This is a genomic window from Roseivirga spongicola (genome assembly GCF_001592965.1).
Lineage (GTDB): Bacteria > Bacteroidota > Bacteroidia > Cytophagales > Cyclobacteriaceae > Roseivirga > Roseivirga spongicola.
The window spans coordinates 238,033-254,729 of sequence record NZ_LRPC01000001.1; the positions used below are offsets into that span (position 1 = coordinate 238,033).

Annotated in this window: 15 protein-coding genes; 11 read left to right on the forward strand and 4 right to left on the reverse strand. The window is 42.1% G+C overall.

Translation table 11 applies throughout. The features are described 5' to 3' along the window. Positions 1 to 118: 118 nt before the first annotated feature. Both AWW68_RS01060 and AWW68_RS01065 read right to left on the reverse strand, forming a co-directional pair. Entirely contained in the window at positions 119 to 1,561 is a 1,443-nt protein-coding gene (locus AWW68_RS01060; protein WP_068215672.1) for an aldehyde dehydrogenase, read from the reverse strand. Between the two features lies 1 nt (position 1,562). After that, positions 1,563 to 2,351, reverse strand: a complete 789-nt coding sequence (locus tag AWW68_RS01065) for an SDR family oxidoreductase (RefSeq protein ID WP_068215674.1) — start codon at positions 2,349 to 2,351, stop codon at positions 1,563 to 1,565. Between the two features lie 91 nt (positions 2,352 to 2,442). On the opposite strand from AWW68_RS01065, the gene AWW68_RS01070 reads away from it, so the two are divergent. The 6 genes from AWW68_RS01070 to AWW68_RS01095 all read left to right on the forward strand — a co-directional run bounded on the left by AWW68_RS01070 (position 2,443) and on the right by AWW68_RS01095 (position 7,693). Next, a complete protein-coding gene (locus tag AWW68_RS01070) occupies positions 2,443 to 2,973 on the forward strand; it encodes a 3-hydroxyanthranilate 3,4-dioxygenase (RefSeq protein WP_068215676.1) in 531 nt (176 codons plus the stop codon). Between the two features lie 79 nt (positions 2,974 to 3,052). Next, a complete protein-coding gene (locus AWW68_RS01075; RefSeq protein WP_068215678.1) occupies positions 3,053 to 3,418 on the forward strand; it encodes a four helix bundle protein in 366 nt (121 codons plus the stop codon). 25 nt (positions 3,419 to 3,443) lie between these two features. Beyond that, on the forward strand, positions 3,444 to 4,463 hold the full coding sequence (locus AWW68_RS01080; protein WP_068215680.1) for an amidohydrolase family protein: 1,020 nt from the start codon (positions 3,444 to 3,446) through the stop codon (positions 4,461 to 4,463). Next, positions 4,460 to 4,957 carry a methylated-DNA--[protein]-cysteine S-methyltransferase gene (locus AWW68_RS01085; protein WP_068215682.1) on the forward strand — a complete coding sequence of 166 codons (498 nt, stop codon included), beginning with the start codon at positions 4,460 to 4,462 and terminating at the stop codon, positions 4,955 to 4,957. The genes AWW68_RS01080 and AWW68_RS01085 overlap by 4 nt, the downstream gene beginning before the upstream one ends. Next, positions 4,954 to 6,240 carry a kynureninase gene (gene kynU / locus AWW68_RS01090; RefSeq protein WP_068215683.1) on the forward strand — a complete coding sequence of 429 codons (1,287 nt, stop codon included), beginning with the start codon at positions 4,954 to 4,956 and terminating at the stop codon, positions 6,238 to 6,240. Before AWW68_RS01085 ends, kynU begins: the two co-directional genes overlap by 4 nt. A gap of 130 nt (positions 6,241 to 6,370) precedes the next feature. Then, positions 6,371 to 7,693, forward strand: coding sequence for an FAD-dependent oxidoreductase (locus AWW68_RS01095; protein ID WP_068215685.1), 1,323 nt, complete (start codon positions 6,371 to 6,373; stop codon positions 7,691 to 7,693). Here AWW68_RS01095 and AWW68_RS01100 read toward each other — a convergent pair. Beyond that, the gene (locus tag AWW68_RS01100; protein WP_068215687.1) at positions 7,680 to 8,540 is read right to left on the reverse strand and encodes an AraC family transcriptional regulator; all 861 of its coding nucleotides are present in this window, start codon (positions 8,538 to 8,540) and stop codon (positions 7,680 to 7,682) included. The genes AWW68_RS01095 and AWW68_RS01100 overlap by 14 nt on opposite strands. 124 nt (positions 8,541 to 8,664) lie before the next feature. Here AWW68_RS01100 and AWW68_RS01105 point away from each other — a divergent pair, with 124 nt between their 5' ends. From AWW68_RS01105 to crtD, 5 genes are all read left to right on the forward strand, one after another. Further along, positions 8,665 to 9,579 carry a dihydrodipicolinate synthase family protein gene (locus tag AWW68_RS01105; protein ID WP_068215689.1) on the forward strand — a complete coding sequence of 305 codons (915 nt, stop codon included), beginning with the start codon at positions 8,665 to 8,667 and terminating at the stop codon, positions 9,577 to 9,579. Position 9,580: 1 nt separating this feature from the next. Then, positions 9,581 to 11,149 (forward strand): aldehyde dehydrogenase (NADP(+)), encoded by a 1,569-nt coding sequence (locus AWW68_RS01110; RefSeq protein WP_068215691.1) that lies wholly within the window; start codon positions 9,581 to 9,583, stop codon positions 11,147 to 11,149. A gap of 41 nt (positions 11,150 to 11,190) precedes the next feature. Further along, on the forward strand, positions 11,191 to 12,192 hold the full coding sequence (locus AWW68_RS01115) for a 4-hydroxyproline epimerase (protein ID WP_068215693.1): 1,002 nt from the start codon (positions 11,191 to 11,193) through the stop codon (positions 12,190 to 12,192). Then, a complete protein-coding gene (locus AWW68_RS01120) occupies positions 12,193 to 13,446 on the forward strand; it encodes an NAD(P)/FAD-dependent oxidoreductase (protein WP_068215695.1) in 1,254 nt (417 codons plus the stop codon). It begins immediately after the preceding gene. 276 nt (positions 13,447 to 13,722) lie between these two features. After that, a complete protein-coding gene (crtD, locus tag AWW68_RS01125; protein WP_068215697.1) occupies positions 13,723 to 15,186 on the forward strand; it encodes a 1-hydroxycarotenoid 3,4-desaturase CrtD in 1,464 nt (487 codons plus the stop codon). Here the strand turns inward: crtD and AWW68_RS01130 are convergent. After that, positions 15,175 to 16,686 (reverse strand): MltF family protein, encoded by a 1,512-nt coding sequence (locus AWW68_RS01130; RefSeq protein WP_084375529.1) that lies wholly within the window; start codon positions 16,684 to 16,686, stop codon positions 15,175 to 15,177. The genes crtD and AWW68_RS01130 overlap by 12 nt on opposite strands. Positions 16,687 to 16,697 lie beyond the last annotated feature (11 nt).

Below are 16,697 nucleotides of genomic sequence, written 5' to 3' on the forward strand. Positions count from 1 at the left end.
TAGTAGTATTTTCTGTTAAATAAAATTTAATATATCAATAATTCGAAAAACTTAATTCCTATACCATCAATAATTCATTAAGTGTTTCGAATACATTTTTATGCATTTCATAACACTACTATAGCCTGATACAGATATTTTGCTTTTCCGCGAAAAAATTTAACGCATCCCATCCACCTTCTCTTCCGACACCGCTATTTTTCACACCTCCAAACGGAGTCCTGAGGTCTCTAAAGAGCCAACAATTCACCCAAACAATCCCACTCTTAATTTTCGAAGAAAAGCCGTAAGCTCTATTGAGATTGTTGGTCCACACAGAGGCAGAAAGCCCATAGGGAGTAGAATTAGCCATATTTAGCACCTCTTCTTCAGTATCAAATGGTGTAAGCGTAACTACAGGACCAAAGATTTCTTCCTGATTAGTTCGACAATTGAAGGGCAAATTTTCAAATACCGCAGGCTGTAAATAATAACCTCCTGAATAGTCGCCTTCTAGCTCTACCACATCGCCTCCACAAAGTAATTTTCCTCCTTCTTTTTTTGCTAAATCAATGTAAGATCTAACCTTCCCAAAATGAGACTCAGAAACAAGCGCTCCTACCTGACTTTCAGGCTCATAAGGAGAACCCACTTTCAGTTTTGAAGCCTTTGCTACGAAGGCGTCTCTAAACTTCTCATAAATTGGCCTTTCAATAAAGATCCTTGATCCACAGAGACAAATCTGACCCTGGTTGGCGAAGCTTGAGTGCAATGAAGTCTTCAAAGCTTTTTCAAAATCACAATCGGCAAAAATAATGTTCGGATTTTTTCCGCCTAGCTCCAAAGATATTTTCTTGAACATTGGAGCCGCAGTTGCAGCAATTCGCTTACCCGTTTGTGTGCCTCCCGTAAAGGAGATTGCCTTGGTTTCTTTATGCTCAACAATCGCTTGGCCCACTTTAGGCCCCAAGCCGTGAACAATATTCAAAACCCCTTTTGGCAAACCCGCTTCAATACAGAGTTTCGAAAACAGAAAGGCTGTCATTGGAGTGATTTCAGAAGGTTTGGCTACCACCGTATTTCCCACAGCAAGAGCAGGCGCAATCTTCCAAGTGAACAGGTACAAAGGAAGGTTCCAAGGTGAAATACATCCTATAACTCCTATTGGTGACCTTAAAGTCATATTGATGGCATCACCATCGGTTTGGTGAGCCTCAGTAGATTCATGAAGAATAGCAGTAGCAAAAAACCGCATGTTAGCTGAAGCACGAGGAATATCTACCGACTTAGCCAGCTTTACCGGCTTTCCATTGTCTTTGGCCTCAGCCATGGCCAGCATGTCAAGATTCTCATCGATCAAATCAGCAATTTTCAGCATGATCCGTGAACGCTCTTCCCTAGAGGTATTTGACCAGGCTGGAAAGGCCTTATCAGCTGACTGAACAGCAGCTTCAACATCCTTTTGAGCAGAGTCCGGAATCTCGCCATATACCTTTCCGGTAGCTGGCTCAATATTTTCTAAGTATTCACCCGACTGAGGTTCAATTAATTCACCAGCTATGTAGTTGAGTATTCTTTCCATATTACAAGCACCCCGTTCTTCCACCATCTACAGGAACATTGATTCCATTAATATAGCCTGCTGCTGGAGAAGCCAAGAAGGCAGCCGCTGCTGCTACCTCAGACGCATCAGCAAAACGTCTGGCAGGAATCTCAGATTTCATTTCATCCTCAACCTCCTCAACCGTTCTTTCACTTTTCTTTGCCTTGTTCTCAATAATTGAAGCTAAGCGCTGGGTCGAAGTAGCACCTGGTAATACATTATTCACCGTTATACCGAATTGGCCAAGCTCATTGGCTAAAGTTTTCGACCAATTAGCCACAGCCCCACGAATGGTGTTTGAAACCCCCAAACCTGGGATTGGCATTTTCACTGAGGTAGAAATCACGTTAACGATTCTTCCATAGCTAGCTTCTTTCATAGCAGGCACACATGCTTGAGCCAAAATCTGGTTACACACCAAATGCTGATTGAAAGCAATTCTGAACGCCTCTACGTCAGCATCAATCGCCTGTCCCGCAGGCGGACCACCAGTATTATTGATTAGTATGTGATACTGATTACCATCAGCTAAATGAGCATCGATTGTAGATTTCAGCTCGGTGGGCTTGGCAAAATCAGCAACAAGGATTTGATGGTTCTGCCCTGAGGCTTTGAACAAACCTTGTTTAACTTCCTCCAGCTTTTGCTCGTTTCTGGCACAAAGGGTTACACTACAGCCAAGATTGGCTAACTCTTCTGCAATGGCCTTTCCTATCCCTTGCGTACTTCCGCAAACTAAGGCCGACTTTCCTTTTAAATTTAAATCCATAGACATTGGGGTTCATTCAAAGTTATGAAAATCGAATTTAGGCATGAGCCGATTTTTGGGTAAATTCGGGCACATCAAATGGAGAGAAACAATGTCAATCAGAAGACCATTTAACCTGACCCAATGGATTGAAGAGAATCGCGACAAACTGAAACCACCTGTCGGTAACAAAAACCTATATCCTGAAGGCACCGACTACATTGTGATGATTGTTGCCGGCCCAAACGCTCGCAAGGATTACCATTACAACGAAACCGAAGAGCTTTTCTACCAGCTTGAAGGTAACATAACAGTTCGTATTCAGGAAGATGGTAAAGCCGTTGACATTCCTCTTGGCCCTGGCGACATGTACTTACATCCGCCTAAAGTGCCACACTCTCCTATTCGCTCAGAAGGCTCCTTAGGCTTAGTTATTGAAAGAGTCAGAAAACCTGAGCACACCGATGGACTGATGTGGTTCTGCGACAACTGCAACACCAAGCTTCACGACACTTACTTTCCGCTAACAAATATTGAAAAAGATTTCCTTCCAAGATTCAAAGAATTCTATGGCTCTGAAGAACTCCGCACCTGCAAAAACTGCGGCCATGTAATGGAGACGGATCCTAGGTTTGTGGAATAGTCAAAAGGCATTAGTCATTGGTCATTGGTCAATCGAAAAGAATAAGGAAATTGTATTTCAACAAATAAAACCACACATTATGAAATTGGAAGAATTACGAGTTTATAAACGAGCGGATGAGTTGTCTGACAAAATCTGGAATCTAGTATTAGACATGAATCATTTTGAGAAAGACACATTAGGTAAACAACTAGCCAGAAGTGCTGACTCCATTAGTGCAAACATTGCGGAAGGCTTTGGGCGGTACTTCTACAAAGAAAATCGACAATTCTGTTTCTATTCAAGAGGTTCGTTGCTGGAAACAAAAAGTTGGATTAACAAATGCCGTAGAAGAAATATCATTTCACCTGAAAATTTTGAGCAATTGATCAAAGAACTTGAGGAAGTTCACATTTCACTGAATGCCTATATTAAAACGATTGGAAAATCACCGAATCACAGTTAGCAAAACAACCAATGACTTTTGACCAATGACAAGACTCAAGATAGACATGCATACCCACATCATTCCAGAGCATTTGCCTAAATGGGCGGATAAGTTCGGATATGGTGATTTCATTCATCTGCATCACCATAAGGAGGGCGCAGCTATGATGATGAAGGGGGCAAAGTTCTTCAGGGAAATTCAGGCGAATTGTTGGGACCCGGAAATCAGGATGGAGGAATACGCCCAGCATGGTACACAGGTTCAGGTGATCTCGACTATCCCAGTACTATTTTCTTATGACGCCAAACCAGACGATGGGCTAGAAATCTCTCGCTTCCTGAATGACCACATGGCGGAAATTTGCCATAAGTACTCCAAAAACTATATCGGACTGGCCACCATTCCTATGCAAGATGAAGATTTGGCCATCCAAGAATTGAAGAGATGCAAGGAAGAACTCGGTCTACCAGGCATTCAGATTGGCTCTAACATAAATGATAAAAATTTAAGCTCGCCACGTTTCTTCCCTATTTTTCAGGCCTGCCAAGAATTGGGCATGAGTGTGATGATTCACCCGTGGAACATGATGGGCTTCCATAGTATTGAGCGCTATTGGCTGCCATGGCTGGTAGGTATGCCAGCAGAAACATCGAGGGCTGCTTGCTCGCTAATCTTTGGAGGAGTATTAGAAAGACTCCCCGATTTACGCATCAATTTTTCGCATGCCGGAGGTTCGTTTTTACCAACCTTAGGTAGAATTGAACATGGCTTCAATTGCCGACCAGACTTGGTGGCTATTGACAACCCCGTTAACCCGAGAGAGTACTTGGGCAAGTTTTGGGTAGACTCTATTACGCACGATGCGGACTTACTAGAATACGTTTTAAAAGTGCAGGGCTCTAAACGGATCACTCTGGGTTCCGACTATCCCTTTCCGTTAGGTGACTTGGAAATAGGCGCTTACATTGAAGAAATGAATCTTTCGGAAGAAGTAGTTGAAGACATTTTCTGCAATGCCGCTTTAGAATGGCTCAACTTAGACAAAAAGCAATTTGAGCAATGAAGCACACTGCCATTTCTTTCTTAGATACTCCCATTGGAAAGCTCAAGATTGTGGGCGATGAACTGGCCATCAAATTGGTAGCGTTTACTGATGAAGAGGAACGTTCTACAGATGGTAAAGTACCGGTGGTGGTTCGGAATTGTAAGTTTCAACTGAAGGAGTATTTCGAAGGAAAAAGAAAAGAATTTGACCTACCGCTCGATCCCAACGGTACGGAGTTCCAAAAAGAGGTATGGCAAGAGTTGTTGCAAATTCCTTTTGGAAGAACCTCTACCTATGCCAAGCAAGCGATAAAGTTAGGCGATTTGAAAAAGAACAGAGCTGTAGGAACAGCCAATGGCAAAAACCCAATTGCTATCATTATTCCCTGCCATAGAATTATTGGGTCAGATGGCAGTTTAACAGGCTATGCGGGAGGCCTTGAAAGAAAAGAGTGGTTGCTAAAACATGAGCACTCACTTCCCGGTTTTAATCAACTGAAACTATTCGGATGACATACGAGAACTCACTCACCTTTGCACAAAAAGCAGATCAGGAAGATCCATTAAGAAAATGGAGATCGGAATTTCACTTCCCTCAAATCAACGGGCAAGACGCCTATTATTTCACTGGTAACTCACTTGGGCTTCAACCTAAAAGAACTAGAAGCTTTGTTGAAGAAGAAATGAAGAAATGGGAAACCTATGGTGTAGAAGGCCATTTTGTTCCTAAAGAAAGACCTTGGTTAAAGTTTCACGAAGCAAGTAAAGAATCGCTCGCAAAAATTGTAGGTGCCAAGCCTATTGAAGTGGTTTCTATGAATAACCTTTCGGTGAATCTGCATTTGCTCATGGTCTCATTTTACAGACCAACCAAGGAGCGTTTCAAAATCATCTGTGAGGCAGGAGCTTTCCCTTCAGATCAATATATGTTCGAAAGTCAATTACACTTTCACGGACTTAACCCCGATGAAGCGCTTATTGAGCTAAAACCAAGAGAAGGAGAAAACAAACTACATATTGAAGACATTCTTTCTGCTATAGATGAGCACAGCAATGAGTTGGCATTAGTGCTTTTTGGAGGACTGCAATATTATACCGGTCAGCTTTTCGACATGAAAACGATCACAGAAGCGGGTCACAAAGCTGGAGCATTTGTTGGCTATGACTTAGCTCATGCTGCAGGGAACGTTCCACTCCAACTCCACGATTGGAATGTAGACTTCGCTACTTGGTGTTCTTACAAATACCTGAACTCTGGTCCAGGCAACGTAAGTGGCATCTTTGTACATGAAAGGTTCGCCCATGACACCGATTTACCGCGTTTTGCAGGTTGGTGGGGACACGATGAAGGTGAACGCTTCCAAATGAAAAAGGGCTTTAAGCCGATGCCTGGAGCCGATGGTTGGCAGTTGAGTAACGTAAATGTTATTGGTACGGCCGCTCACTTGGCTTCGCTTCAAATTTTCGATGAAGTAGGAATGGAAGCTTTGCGCGAGAAGAGTTTAAAACTGACGGGTTATTTGGAGTTCATCATAGACCAATTGAGTGGTGAAGACAAACTATTTGAGATAATTACCCCGAGAAATCCAGAAGAAAGAGGTGCCCAACTCTGTATTTTCTTTCACAGGAATGGGAAGTTGATGTTCGACTATTTGGTGGAACAAGGAGTAATTGGCGACTGGCGTGAACCAAATGTAATTCGTATTGCCCCCGCTCCTTTGTATAACTCTTTTGAAGATGTTTACCATTTTGGCAGACTATTGAAAGAAGCGATAGAGAAATATGCTGATGCCTAATAGAGAAATAGCATATGATTTTAATGTTTCATTTACACTCGATTAGAAGAGATGAAGCTATTGAGAACCTTCCTTTTCTACCTCAACCCTAAAGGGAGAAAGGAAGGATTCAACTATGATTTTTTGACCTATGAGTAGAAAAGTAACTGTACTCGGAGCCGGACTTGTTGGTTCATTACTATCTATTTTTTTAGCTAAAAGAGGCTATAAAGTAGAAGCATTTGAAGGCCGTCCGGACTTAAGAAAGTCTGACATCTCGGCTGGCAGATCTATCAACTTAGCTTTGAGTCACAGAGGTATTAAGGCATTAAACGCTCTTGGGCTTAATGAAGAGGTTAAGGAACGCTGTATTCCTATGCCTGGCCGTATGATCCATGACCTAGAGGGCAGCTTGGATTTTCATCCTTATGGGAAAGAAGGTCAGTTTATCAACTCAGTTTCCAGAGGTGGCCTGAATGAACTTTTGCTCGATGAAGCTGAAAAAGCTGGTGTAACCATTCACTTCAACCACAAATGTAACGATGTAAACTATAGAACTACGGAAGCGCATTTCCACTCGCCAGAAGGGGAAAAAGCGGTTTCATCTGACTTTATTTTTGGTGCCGATGGTGCGTTTAGTGCTTTGCGCAACTCATTTATGCGCGGCGAAAGGTTCAACTATGAGCAGCATTACATAACTGCTGGCTATAAAGAACTTCATATCCCCCCTACCGAAAACGGTGAGTTTGCCATAGACCCCAACGCGCTTCACATTTGGCCCAGAGGAAAGTTTATGCTGATTGCATTACCTAATCTGGATAAGAGTTTTACAGTGACACTTTTTCTTCCATTTGAAGGAGAAACGTCTTTTGAGTCGCTTCCGAACGATGAAGCAGTACTGGCATTCTTCAATAAAGAATTTGCCGATGCGGTGCCATTAATGCCAGAATTGCTACATGACTTCAACAACAACCCAACTTCGGGATTAGTGACTGTCCGTTGTTACCCTTGGACTCGAGGAAACTGCACTTTAATTGGTGATGCAGCCCATGCTATTGTGCCGTTTTATGGCCAAGGCATGAATGCTGGTTTTGAAGACTGCCATGTGCTCGACCAGCTTTTGGGAGAACATGGCGAGCTTAGTACGGAGCTTCTAAAAAAGTATCAAGAATTACGCAAACCCGATGCAGAAGCTATTGCAGATTTAGCATTGTACAATTTTATAGAGATGCGTGATAAGGTGGCCGACCCTAAATTCATACTTCAAAAGAAGATTGAAAAAAGACTGAATGAACTCTTTCCTGAGCAATGGCTTCCACTCTACCCAATGGTAACGTTCAGTGATTTGCGCTATTCCGAAGCACTAGAAATAGGGCGAAAGCAACAGCAAATTATGAACAAAGTAATGGAGTACCCAGGCATAGAAGTGGCTTGGGAGAATCTGGATTTTGAGTCGATTGTTAATCAGTTGTAATCTTTCTTCTTTCAATTAAAGGAGTACTGCCCTTCACCAATTTAAAAGTCCTATTAAAATTAGATAGGTTATTAAAGCCCACTTCATAGGCAATTTGAGCAACGGAAAGTTCAGTAGTCCGAAGTAGTTCAGTAGCCTTTTGCAGCCTGATTTCATTAAGGAAATTCAGGTAGGTTTTTCGGGTGTGCTGCTTAAAGTAACGGCAAAAAGCTGCCTTGTTCATGTGAACCACATCAGCCACTTCTTCTAATTGAATCGGTCGATGATAGTTTTCTAGGGTGAACTTGAAAACATCGTCCAGCCTTCTCCCTTGGTTTTCTGTAATAGACTTTTGTGGTAATTGGCTTAGTGGCTGAAGCTCCGTTTTCCCCAATTCATCAATCAAACAAAGAGTTTGCCCAAGTCTAGAAAGTGGATTTGCTCGAAAGACTTCATCTATTTGATGAATCAGTTTTTGACTTTCTTCAGGGTTTATCTTGAGTCCACGGTAAGCAGCCAAAAGTAGACCTTCTAACTGACTCAATTCAGGCAAAATAGCCTGTCCTTTTCTAATTAAATCAGGCTTGAAGAAGATAGACTTAGCCAAAATCCTCAAACTATCTTTCTCATAATACTCAGCTCTGCTCCTAAAAACATGAGGCACATTACTCCCCATCAAAAAGACTTCATTAGGCTTAAACTCTCCGAGATAATCTCCGTAAATCAGAGTTCCTTCCCCCTTTACAATCCATGTTAATTGCAACTCTGGGTGCTGATGCAGTTTATCGTAAAAGTAAGGCTCATCATCAATCTGTAGATGGAATGAGCTGTCTTCAACCTTAGGTATTTTAAAAGGTAGCGCCTTCATCAATGAAATCTAAACACTTTATATTCAACTGAACTGACAAAAATGCAAATATTTCACTATTAATGATCAATTTCTACGAAGCAAGCCTTTGAGAACTGGCGTAGTTTTGAGAAAATTTTAAGCCATGAAAGTGAATTGGGAAGGAGTTTACCCTGCAGTTACCACCAAGTTTACCACAGATGACCGACTGGATAATGAAATGTTTGCCAAAAACATAGAAGCTCAGCTCAATGCTGGAGTTGATGGGATAATTCTGGGAGGAACATTAGGAGAAGCCAGCTCATTGATGGAAGATGAGAAAGATGAGTTAGTGAAATACACAGCAGAGCTAGCTAAAGGCAAAGTGCCAGTGGTGATGAATATTGCTGAGCAAACTACCAAAGGAGCTATTAAGGCAGCAGAAAAGGCCAAAGCCAATGGTGCCGATGGCTTAATGATGCTCCCTCCTATGCGCTATAAAGCCGATGACCTTGAAACCGTAACTTATTTTAAAGCGGTAGCCAACTCAACAGACCTTCCAATTATGATCTACAATAACCCTGTAGACTATAAAATTGAAGTCACGTTAGACATGTTCGAATCTCTATCTGAATGTGAAAACATTCAGGCAGTAAAGGAATCTACCAGAGATATTTCTAATGTCACCAGAATGAAAACCCGTTTTGGGAATCGATTTAAAATACTTTCTGGTGTAGACACCTTGGCCTTAGAAAGCCTTTTAATGGGAGCTGATGGCTGGGTTGCAGGACTTGTTTGCGCTTTCCCTACAGAAACCGTAGCGATCTACAGATTACAAAAGGCTGGAAGAATTGCCGAGGCAATAGAAATCTACAGATGGTTTTTACCGCTTCTAGAGCTAGACATTAATCCTAAATTGGTTCAGAATATCAAACTAGCCGAAGTGGCTACAGGCATTGGAACTGAAACTGTGCGCCCTCCAAGGCTTCCTCTACAAGGAGTGGAAAGAGACAGCGTTTTAAGTATTATAAAAGAAGGTGTTGAAAATAGACCATCCCTTCCAGTCTACTTGAATTTATAAGATGATTACAGGACAAAACTTTATAGGAAAAAGCCCAGCCTCTACTGGCAGCAAAAACTTAACATCGTATAACCCTGCCTCTGGAGAAGCATTTAAAGAGGTATTTGTAGAAGCTACGGAAAAAGAAGTTAATGAGGCCGTAGACTTAGCTGTGAAAGCGTTCAAAGCTTATCGAAAGAAAAGCTCTACCGAAAGAGCTAATTTCTTAAGAGCAATTGCCAAGAACATAATGGATTTAGACCATGTGCTAGTAGAGCGTGCAATGGCCGAAACTGCTCTTCCAGAAGGCAGAATTCAAGGTGAACGAGGCAGAACATGCAATCAGCTAAATGCCTTTGCCGACATTATTGAGGAGGGTTCGTGGGTAAACGCCAGAATTGACACCGCCATTCCCGATAGGCAACCCATTCCTAAACCTGACCTAAGAAAGATGGAAATGCCAATTGGCCCGATCGCTGTTTTTGGTGCTAGTAATTTCCCATTGGCATTTTCTACCGCAGGAGGCGACACCGCTTCTGCTCTAGCCGCAGGCAACCCTGTGATTGTAAAAGGACACGAATCTCATTTGGGTACTAATGAATTGGTAAGCCGGGCAATATTAAAGGCTGCCGAAGAAACTGGTATGCCAGATGGTGTTTTCTCTATGGTGAATGGGGGAATCTCTGTTGGCCAACAATTGGTGAAAGATGAAAGAATTAAAGCGGTTGGTTTTACAGGATCGTTTAGGGGAGGTAGAGCCCTCATGGATAGCGCGGCCGCACGTAAAAACCCAATTCCTGTCTATGCGGAAATGGGCAGCACTAACCCTGTCATTGCATTCCCAGAAAAACTCACGCAAGAGGCAGCCGTTTTAGCGCAAACCTTGGCCAGCTCGGTAACTTTAGGCGTTGGGCAATTCTGTACTAGTCCTGGTCTTTTACTAGCCATTAAATCAGACGCATTAGATGCTTTCAAAGCCGAACTAGCCACAGCGCTTTCTTCCACTCCAAAAGGAGTGATGTTAAACGAAAGCATTGGAAAATCTTATGAAAGAACAGGTAATGAAGTAAGAAATCATCAAACAGTAACTTCTTCTTCTGAAAAAATAGAAGCTGGTGCAGCTGCTACGGTAAGCGTTTCTGGAGCTGATTTTATGGCAAACCCAGAATTGCATCACGAAGTATTCGGCCCATTCATTATTGTTGTAGAATGCGCTGACCAATCCGAGTTACCTCAAGTTGTAGATGCCCTAGACGGACAACTTACAGGGTCCATTCTTGCTACTGATTCAGACCTCGTGAATTATGAGGAAGTAATTAATAGTCTAAGAGAAAAGGTGGGCAGAATTATTTACAACGGCATGCCGACTGGGGTTGAAGTTTGCCCAGCTATGCACCATGGTGGACCGTACCCGTCTAGCAGTAATGGCCGATACACATCAGTGGGCTACGATGCCATAACTCGGTTTACCAGACCAGTGGCCTTTCAATCGTGGCCAAACAGCGTTCTACCTGAAGAACTTAAGGACTCTAATCCAAAAGGAATCAGCAGGTTGATAAACGGTGAGCTCACCAATAAAGCGATAGAATGATGAAAACATTGGCTGCTAGCTACTCCTCAATGAACTAGAAGATGAATAAGAGATTCTTTTGTATAGACGCCCATACCTGTGGAAACCCTGTTAGGCTAGTGACTGGTGGAGGCCCCTTACTTATGGGGGCTAACATGAGCGAAAAGAGACAGCACTTTTTAGAGGAATACGACTGGATAAGGAAGGGGCTAATGTTCGAGCCGCGAGGACATGATATGATGTCCGGCAGCATACTTTATCCTCCCAGTGACCCCATCAATGATATAGGAGTGCTATTCATCGAAACCAGCGGCTGTTTACCTATGTGTGGGCATGGTACTATTGGTACTGTAACTATCATGATTGAAGAAGGGCTCGTTAAGCCTAAAACACCTGGAAAGCTGAGACTGGAAACACCAGCTGGACTAGTACTCATAGACTTTGAGCAGAAGGGGAAAAAAGTAAGTAGTGTAAGGCTAACCAACGTACCTGCCTACTTGGCTGCAGAAGAAATAAAAGTAGATTGTCCAGATTTAGGACAACTTACTGTCGATGTAGCCTATGGTGGTAATTTTTATGCAATTGTAGATCCACAAGAGAATTACCAAGACATGGCCAATTACTCGGCCAACGACCTAGTTAATTGGAGTAGGGTGCTGAGGGAAAGAATAAATGCATCTCACACTTTCCAACACCCAGAAAACGAAACCATTCGCGGGCTTTCTCACATTTTATGGACAGGTAATCCCACAAGAGACAATTCTACTGCTAGAAATGCAGTTTTCTATGGAGACAAAGCAATAGACAGGTCTCCATGCGGTACCGGCACCTCAGCTAGAATGGCTCAATGGGCTGCTAAAGGCAAACTACAGCCTGGAGACCAATTTGTTCATGAGAGCATTATTGGCAGCCAGTTTATAGGAAGAATAGAACAACAAGTAAAGTTAGGAGCAATTGATGCGATTGTGCCTAGCATTGAGGGATGGGCCAAAATAACAGGCTACAATACCATATTAATAGATGATGAAGACGACCCATATGCATATGGATTTCAGGTAATCTAAATGAAAGCGAAAAAAGTAATCATTATTGGGGCTGGCATTGTTGGGTATAGCACTGCCTACTTCCTGAATAAATCGGGCTGTGAGGTTACTATTCTAGAACAAACCGATGGCAACAATAACTGCTCTTATGGTAATGCCGGCTATGTCTCTCCCAGTCATCTGGTTCCATTGGCCTCTCCTGGAATCATCAGCCAAGGGCTCAAATGGATGCTAAACAAAAGAAGTCCTTTCTACATTAAGCCAAAGCTAGACTTGGACCTTATTCGCTGGGTAAGACTTTTTCACAAAGCCTCTACAGACAAACGGGTAAAAGAAGCAATACCAGTTCTGTATGATCTAACCGTGAAGAGTCAAAAACTCTATGAAGAAATATTAGAAACTGAGCGAATAGAAGCCGGGTATAATAAGTCTGGACTACTAATGGTTTGCCAAACAGCCCAAGCCCTACACCATGAAGAAGAAATGGTGAAAATTGCTGAGTCTTATGGATTAGAAGCCTCCACATTAACTCGAGAGGAGACAGAAAAACTAGACCCAAATGTGCAGTACAACATGGCGGGTTCAGTATTTTTTGGTTGCGACTCATGGATGACTCCAAACGTATTCATGGCAAAATTCAGAGAGCTACTTATTGAAAGAGGTGTGGATATTCAATACCACAGCACACTAACTGATTTTAAAATTGAAAATGGCAAAGTCAAAGCAGCTAAAACTAAAGTGGCCGAATTAATAGCAGACGAGTTTATTATCACTGCGGGTGCTTGGTCTCCACTTCTCATGAAGCGGCTTGGCATATTTATGCCACTGCAAGGAGGCAAAGGGTACAGCTTTATGATGGAAAATCTACCGAGCAACCCGAAGCTACCATCAATTTTGGTTGAAGCACGAATTGCAACTACACCAATGTTGCACGGTCTTAGAGTTGCTGGCACCATGGAGCTGGCCGGTATTAATCACACCATTAACCAGCCTCGTATAGATGGAATTATCAAGTCTTTAAAAGTAGCTATGCCAAGCTTGGCAGATTATGACTTTTCATCAATCAGACCATGGGCAGGCCTGAGGCCGTGTACGCCAGACGGCCTGCCTTATATTGGCAGAGTTTCATCACTTTCAAACCTGCAGGTAGGAACTGGCCACGCCATGTTAGGCTGGACTTTAGGACCTATTACAGGCAAAATGCTCGCGGAAGAAGTTCTTGGAGAAAAGGCTTCTGTGAAATCTGAATTACTCAAAGTAGAAAGGTATAACTAAGCTTAGTTAATACATAAAACGCAATAGACAATTGTTATACCAAGCGATTAAGTCTAGAAGCAGAACCATAGGTATACAATAAGCTTAGAAAAGTTGGAAGTCATTAATTCGACAAAGGCCAAATGGTATCAGTTTATAGGCAGGTTGAAGTATTAAAAAGCCGAATAAGGAAATACAAGTAGCTCATTTCATTTGCAATTACTATCTTCCAACATAATCAGTTGACATTGAGTTTAACGGTTTCCTCAACCAAAGACTTACAATAACTACTGATAAATGGCTAAATCAGCAATTGTGATTGGCTCCGGCATAGCAGGAATAGCTTCTGCCATTCGGTTGGTCAACAGAGGGTACACCGTTTCCGTATTTGAAGCAAATAGCTACCCAGGAGGTAAACTTTCAGAAATTTCTTTAGGGGAGTATCGATTCGATGCTGGCCCTTCTCTATTTACCCTTCCACATTTAGTAGATGAACTTTTTGAGCTCTCTGGATTAAATCCTAAGGATTATTTTGAATACGTTCAGCTAGATGAAACTTGCCGATATTTCTATGCCGATGGTAGTCGGCTTACAGCTTGGTATGATAAGGAAAAGCTAGCCTCCGAGTTTGAAGAACAGCTTGGAGAACCTCGCAAAAACATCTTAGCGGCTTTAGATAATAGTACTCTGCTTTATAAACATTTGGCACCGTTATTCTTAGAAAAGAGTTTGAACAAGGTTTCAACTTGGCTAAGCCCAGATGCTCTTTCAGCCTACGGAAAACTAAATCGCTTTGATTTCAATAGAACAATGAACCAAGCCAATCAAAAGCGATTCGACAACCCAAAAACCGCTCAGCTTTTCAACAGGTATGCTACCTACAACGGATCAGATCCTTATCAGACTCCGGCCACATTGAATATCATCCCTCATTTAGAATTTGGCATAGGGGCGTACTTCCCAAAAGGCGGAATGCACGCCATAACCAACTCCTTATATAGCTTGGCGCTAGACTTAGGTGTAAATTTCTACTTCGACACCAAGGTTCAAAAAATAGTGGTTCACAAAGGAGCAGCTAAAGGCATCGACACTAATATGGGTTTTCACAAAGCCGATAAGGTGGTGTGCAATATGGATATGGTTGCAGCTTACAAAAGCCTATTAAAAGATCAGCATCAACCTAAAAGGCTGCTAAATCAGCCTAAATCTAGTTCTGCACTTATTTTTTATTGGGGAATCAAGAAAGAGTTTAAGCAACTAGGGCTTCATAACATCTTCTTTTCGGAAGACTATAAGACAGAGTTTCAGCACATATTTAAGAAAGGCAGTATTTATAAAGACCCGACTGTCTATGTAAATATTACTTCGGTTCATAATGCTTCGGATGCTCCTGAGGGCTGCCAGAACTGGTTTACTATGATTAATGTACCCAATAATCAGGGGCAAGACTGGGACTACCTGATTCAATATGCTAAAAAAGCGATCATCAAAAAGCTATCAAAAGAGCTTGGAGAAGATATTGAGCCACTGATTGAGGTAGAAGACATTCTGGATCCGAGGCTTATTGAGGCCAAAACTAGTAGTGTGGCGGGTGCACTTTATGGCAATAGCTCGAATAACAAATTCTCTGCATTCTTGCGCCACCCAAACTTCTCAAAGCGTATCAAAGATTTGTACTTCTGTGGGGGGAGTGTTCACCCAGGAGGCGGAATTCCTCTTTGCCTGTCTTCAGCAAAACTAGTAGATGAATTAATGAATTAGGCTCGCTTCCACAATCTTGGTTGAGTCGGCTTCCACCTCATCATTAGAAAAGAAGAGCTTATATTGCTCGTATCGGTTCATAATTTGTTTCACGTAATTAACAGGTTCTGAACCGCGACAATAGCCAAATTCTACAACGGGGTCATTGTAATATTCAGGCTTTGATTTTAGAAGTAGGTACTCAGCCACAACACTCCAGTCTTTTGCATCTTTGTTATATTTCTCTGCCAAACGCATGGCATCTCTTACATGGCCTTGACCAACATTGTATGCTCCAAGCGTAAACTTCATCCTGTCTTCAATATTCTCAAGATCATCTTCCCAATAATTGAGAAGCCATTGCAAATGCTTAACGCCCGCCCAAATATTCTGTTCTGGATTGTAGACATCGTCAACTGAGTACTCGTCTATAACATTATTGGTTAACTGCATGAGACCTTTCGCCCCTGCCCAAGACTCTACCTTCGGATCGAACTTAGATTCTTGAAAAATAATTGAGGCCAACAACAACCAGTCAATTCCTAGTTCTTCGGCTCCTTCCATTATTAAATCATCATAAGGTGAAATTCTACCCTGGCTTATTGAAGAGTAATCACTCTTAGCTCTAATTCTCTGAGTTTTACTACTCTTAAAATACTTATTATAGATCACATAAAAATCTGGCTTCCGCTTCATTTGAGTAATCCAATTGTCTACTGCCTTCTTCAGGTTGGGAGCATTTTTTCTCATACCCCAAGCAATTTGTTGAGGGAAACTAATGTCTGTGGCAACATCTAATATTGGAGAATAGGTAGCATTAATCATGGCTACATCTTCATCGGCAATGGTATAGTCTATCTCACCATTTACTACCTGCCTAATTAGATTCTCAGTATCTACATCGCCTTCCAATTCTACCACATCAATATCCTCTCCAATCTCATCAGATAAATTCTTCAACCTCGATGCGAAAGAAGAGCCCTTTCTTGTATACACCTTTTCGCCCCCTAAGTCTATAGGGTTCCTGATAAGAGAGGCATCTATTTGGTGAATTTTAAGCTGTCTCCAATTGTCTGGCTTTCGCTGCACCAACACTTGCCTAACCGTATTATGAGGTTCTGAAAAGGCTACTCGCTTGCTACGCTCTTTAGTAATAGTGAGGTGGTAAGCCATAATATCGGCTTCCCCAGAATTGAGCATTTCAAAGGCTTGCTCTATATTGGCGGTAAGTACCACTTTGAGGTCTACACCAAGACTCTTGGTTAAGCGAGAAAGTAATTCGTATTCATAGCCCATTGGCCTACCTCTGTAAATGAAATAGCCCGTGGTGCTATTATCTACAACTGCAATGAGGCTTCCTCGTTCTTTGATTTTATCCAGATCGAATTTAATAGCCTTGCTCTCCTTTTTGGGAGTGTTCTGGGCGGTGCTTTGATCTGAAGAGTTGTTACATGACCAAAAGAGTGCAACCAGCAAAACACTGGCTGTCAACGAAATGAATTTACGTTTAGTAGATTTCATATCTTTCTACA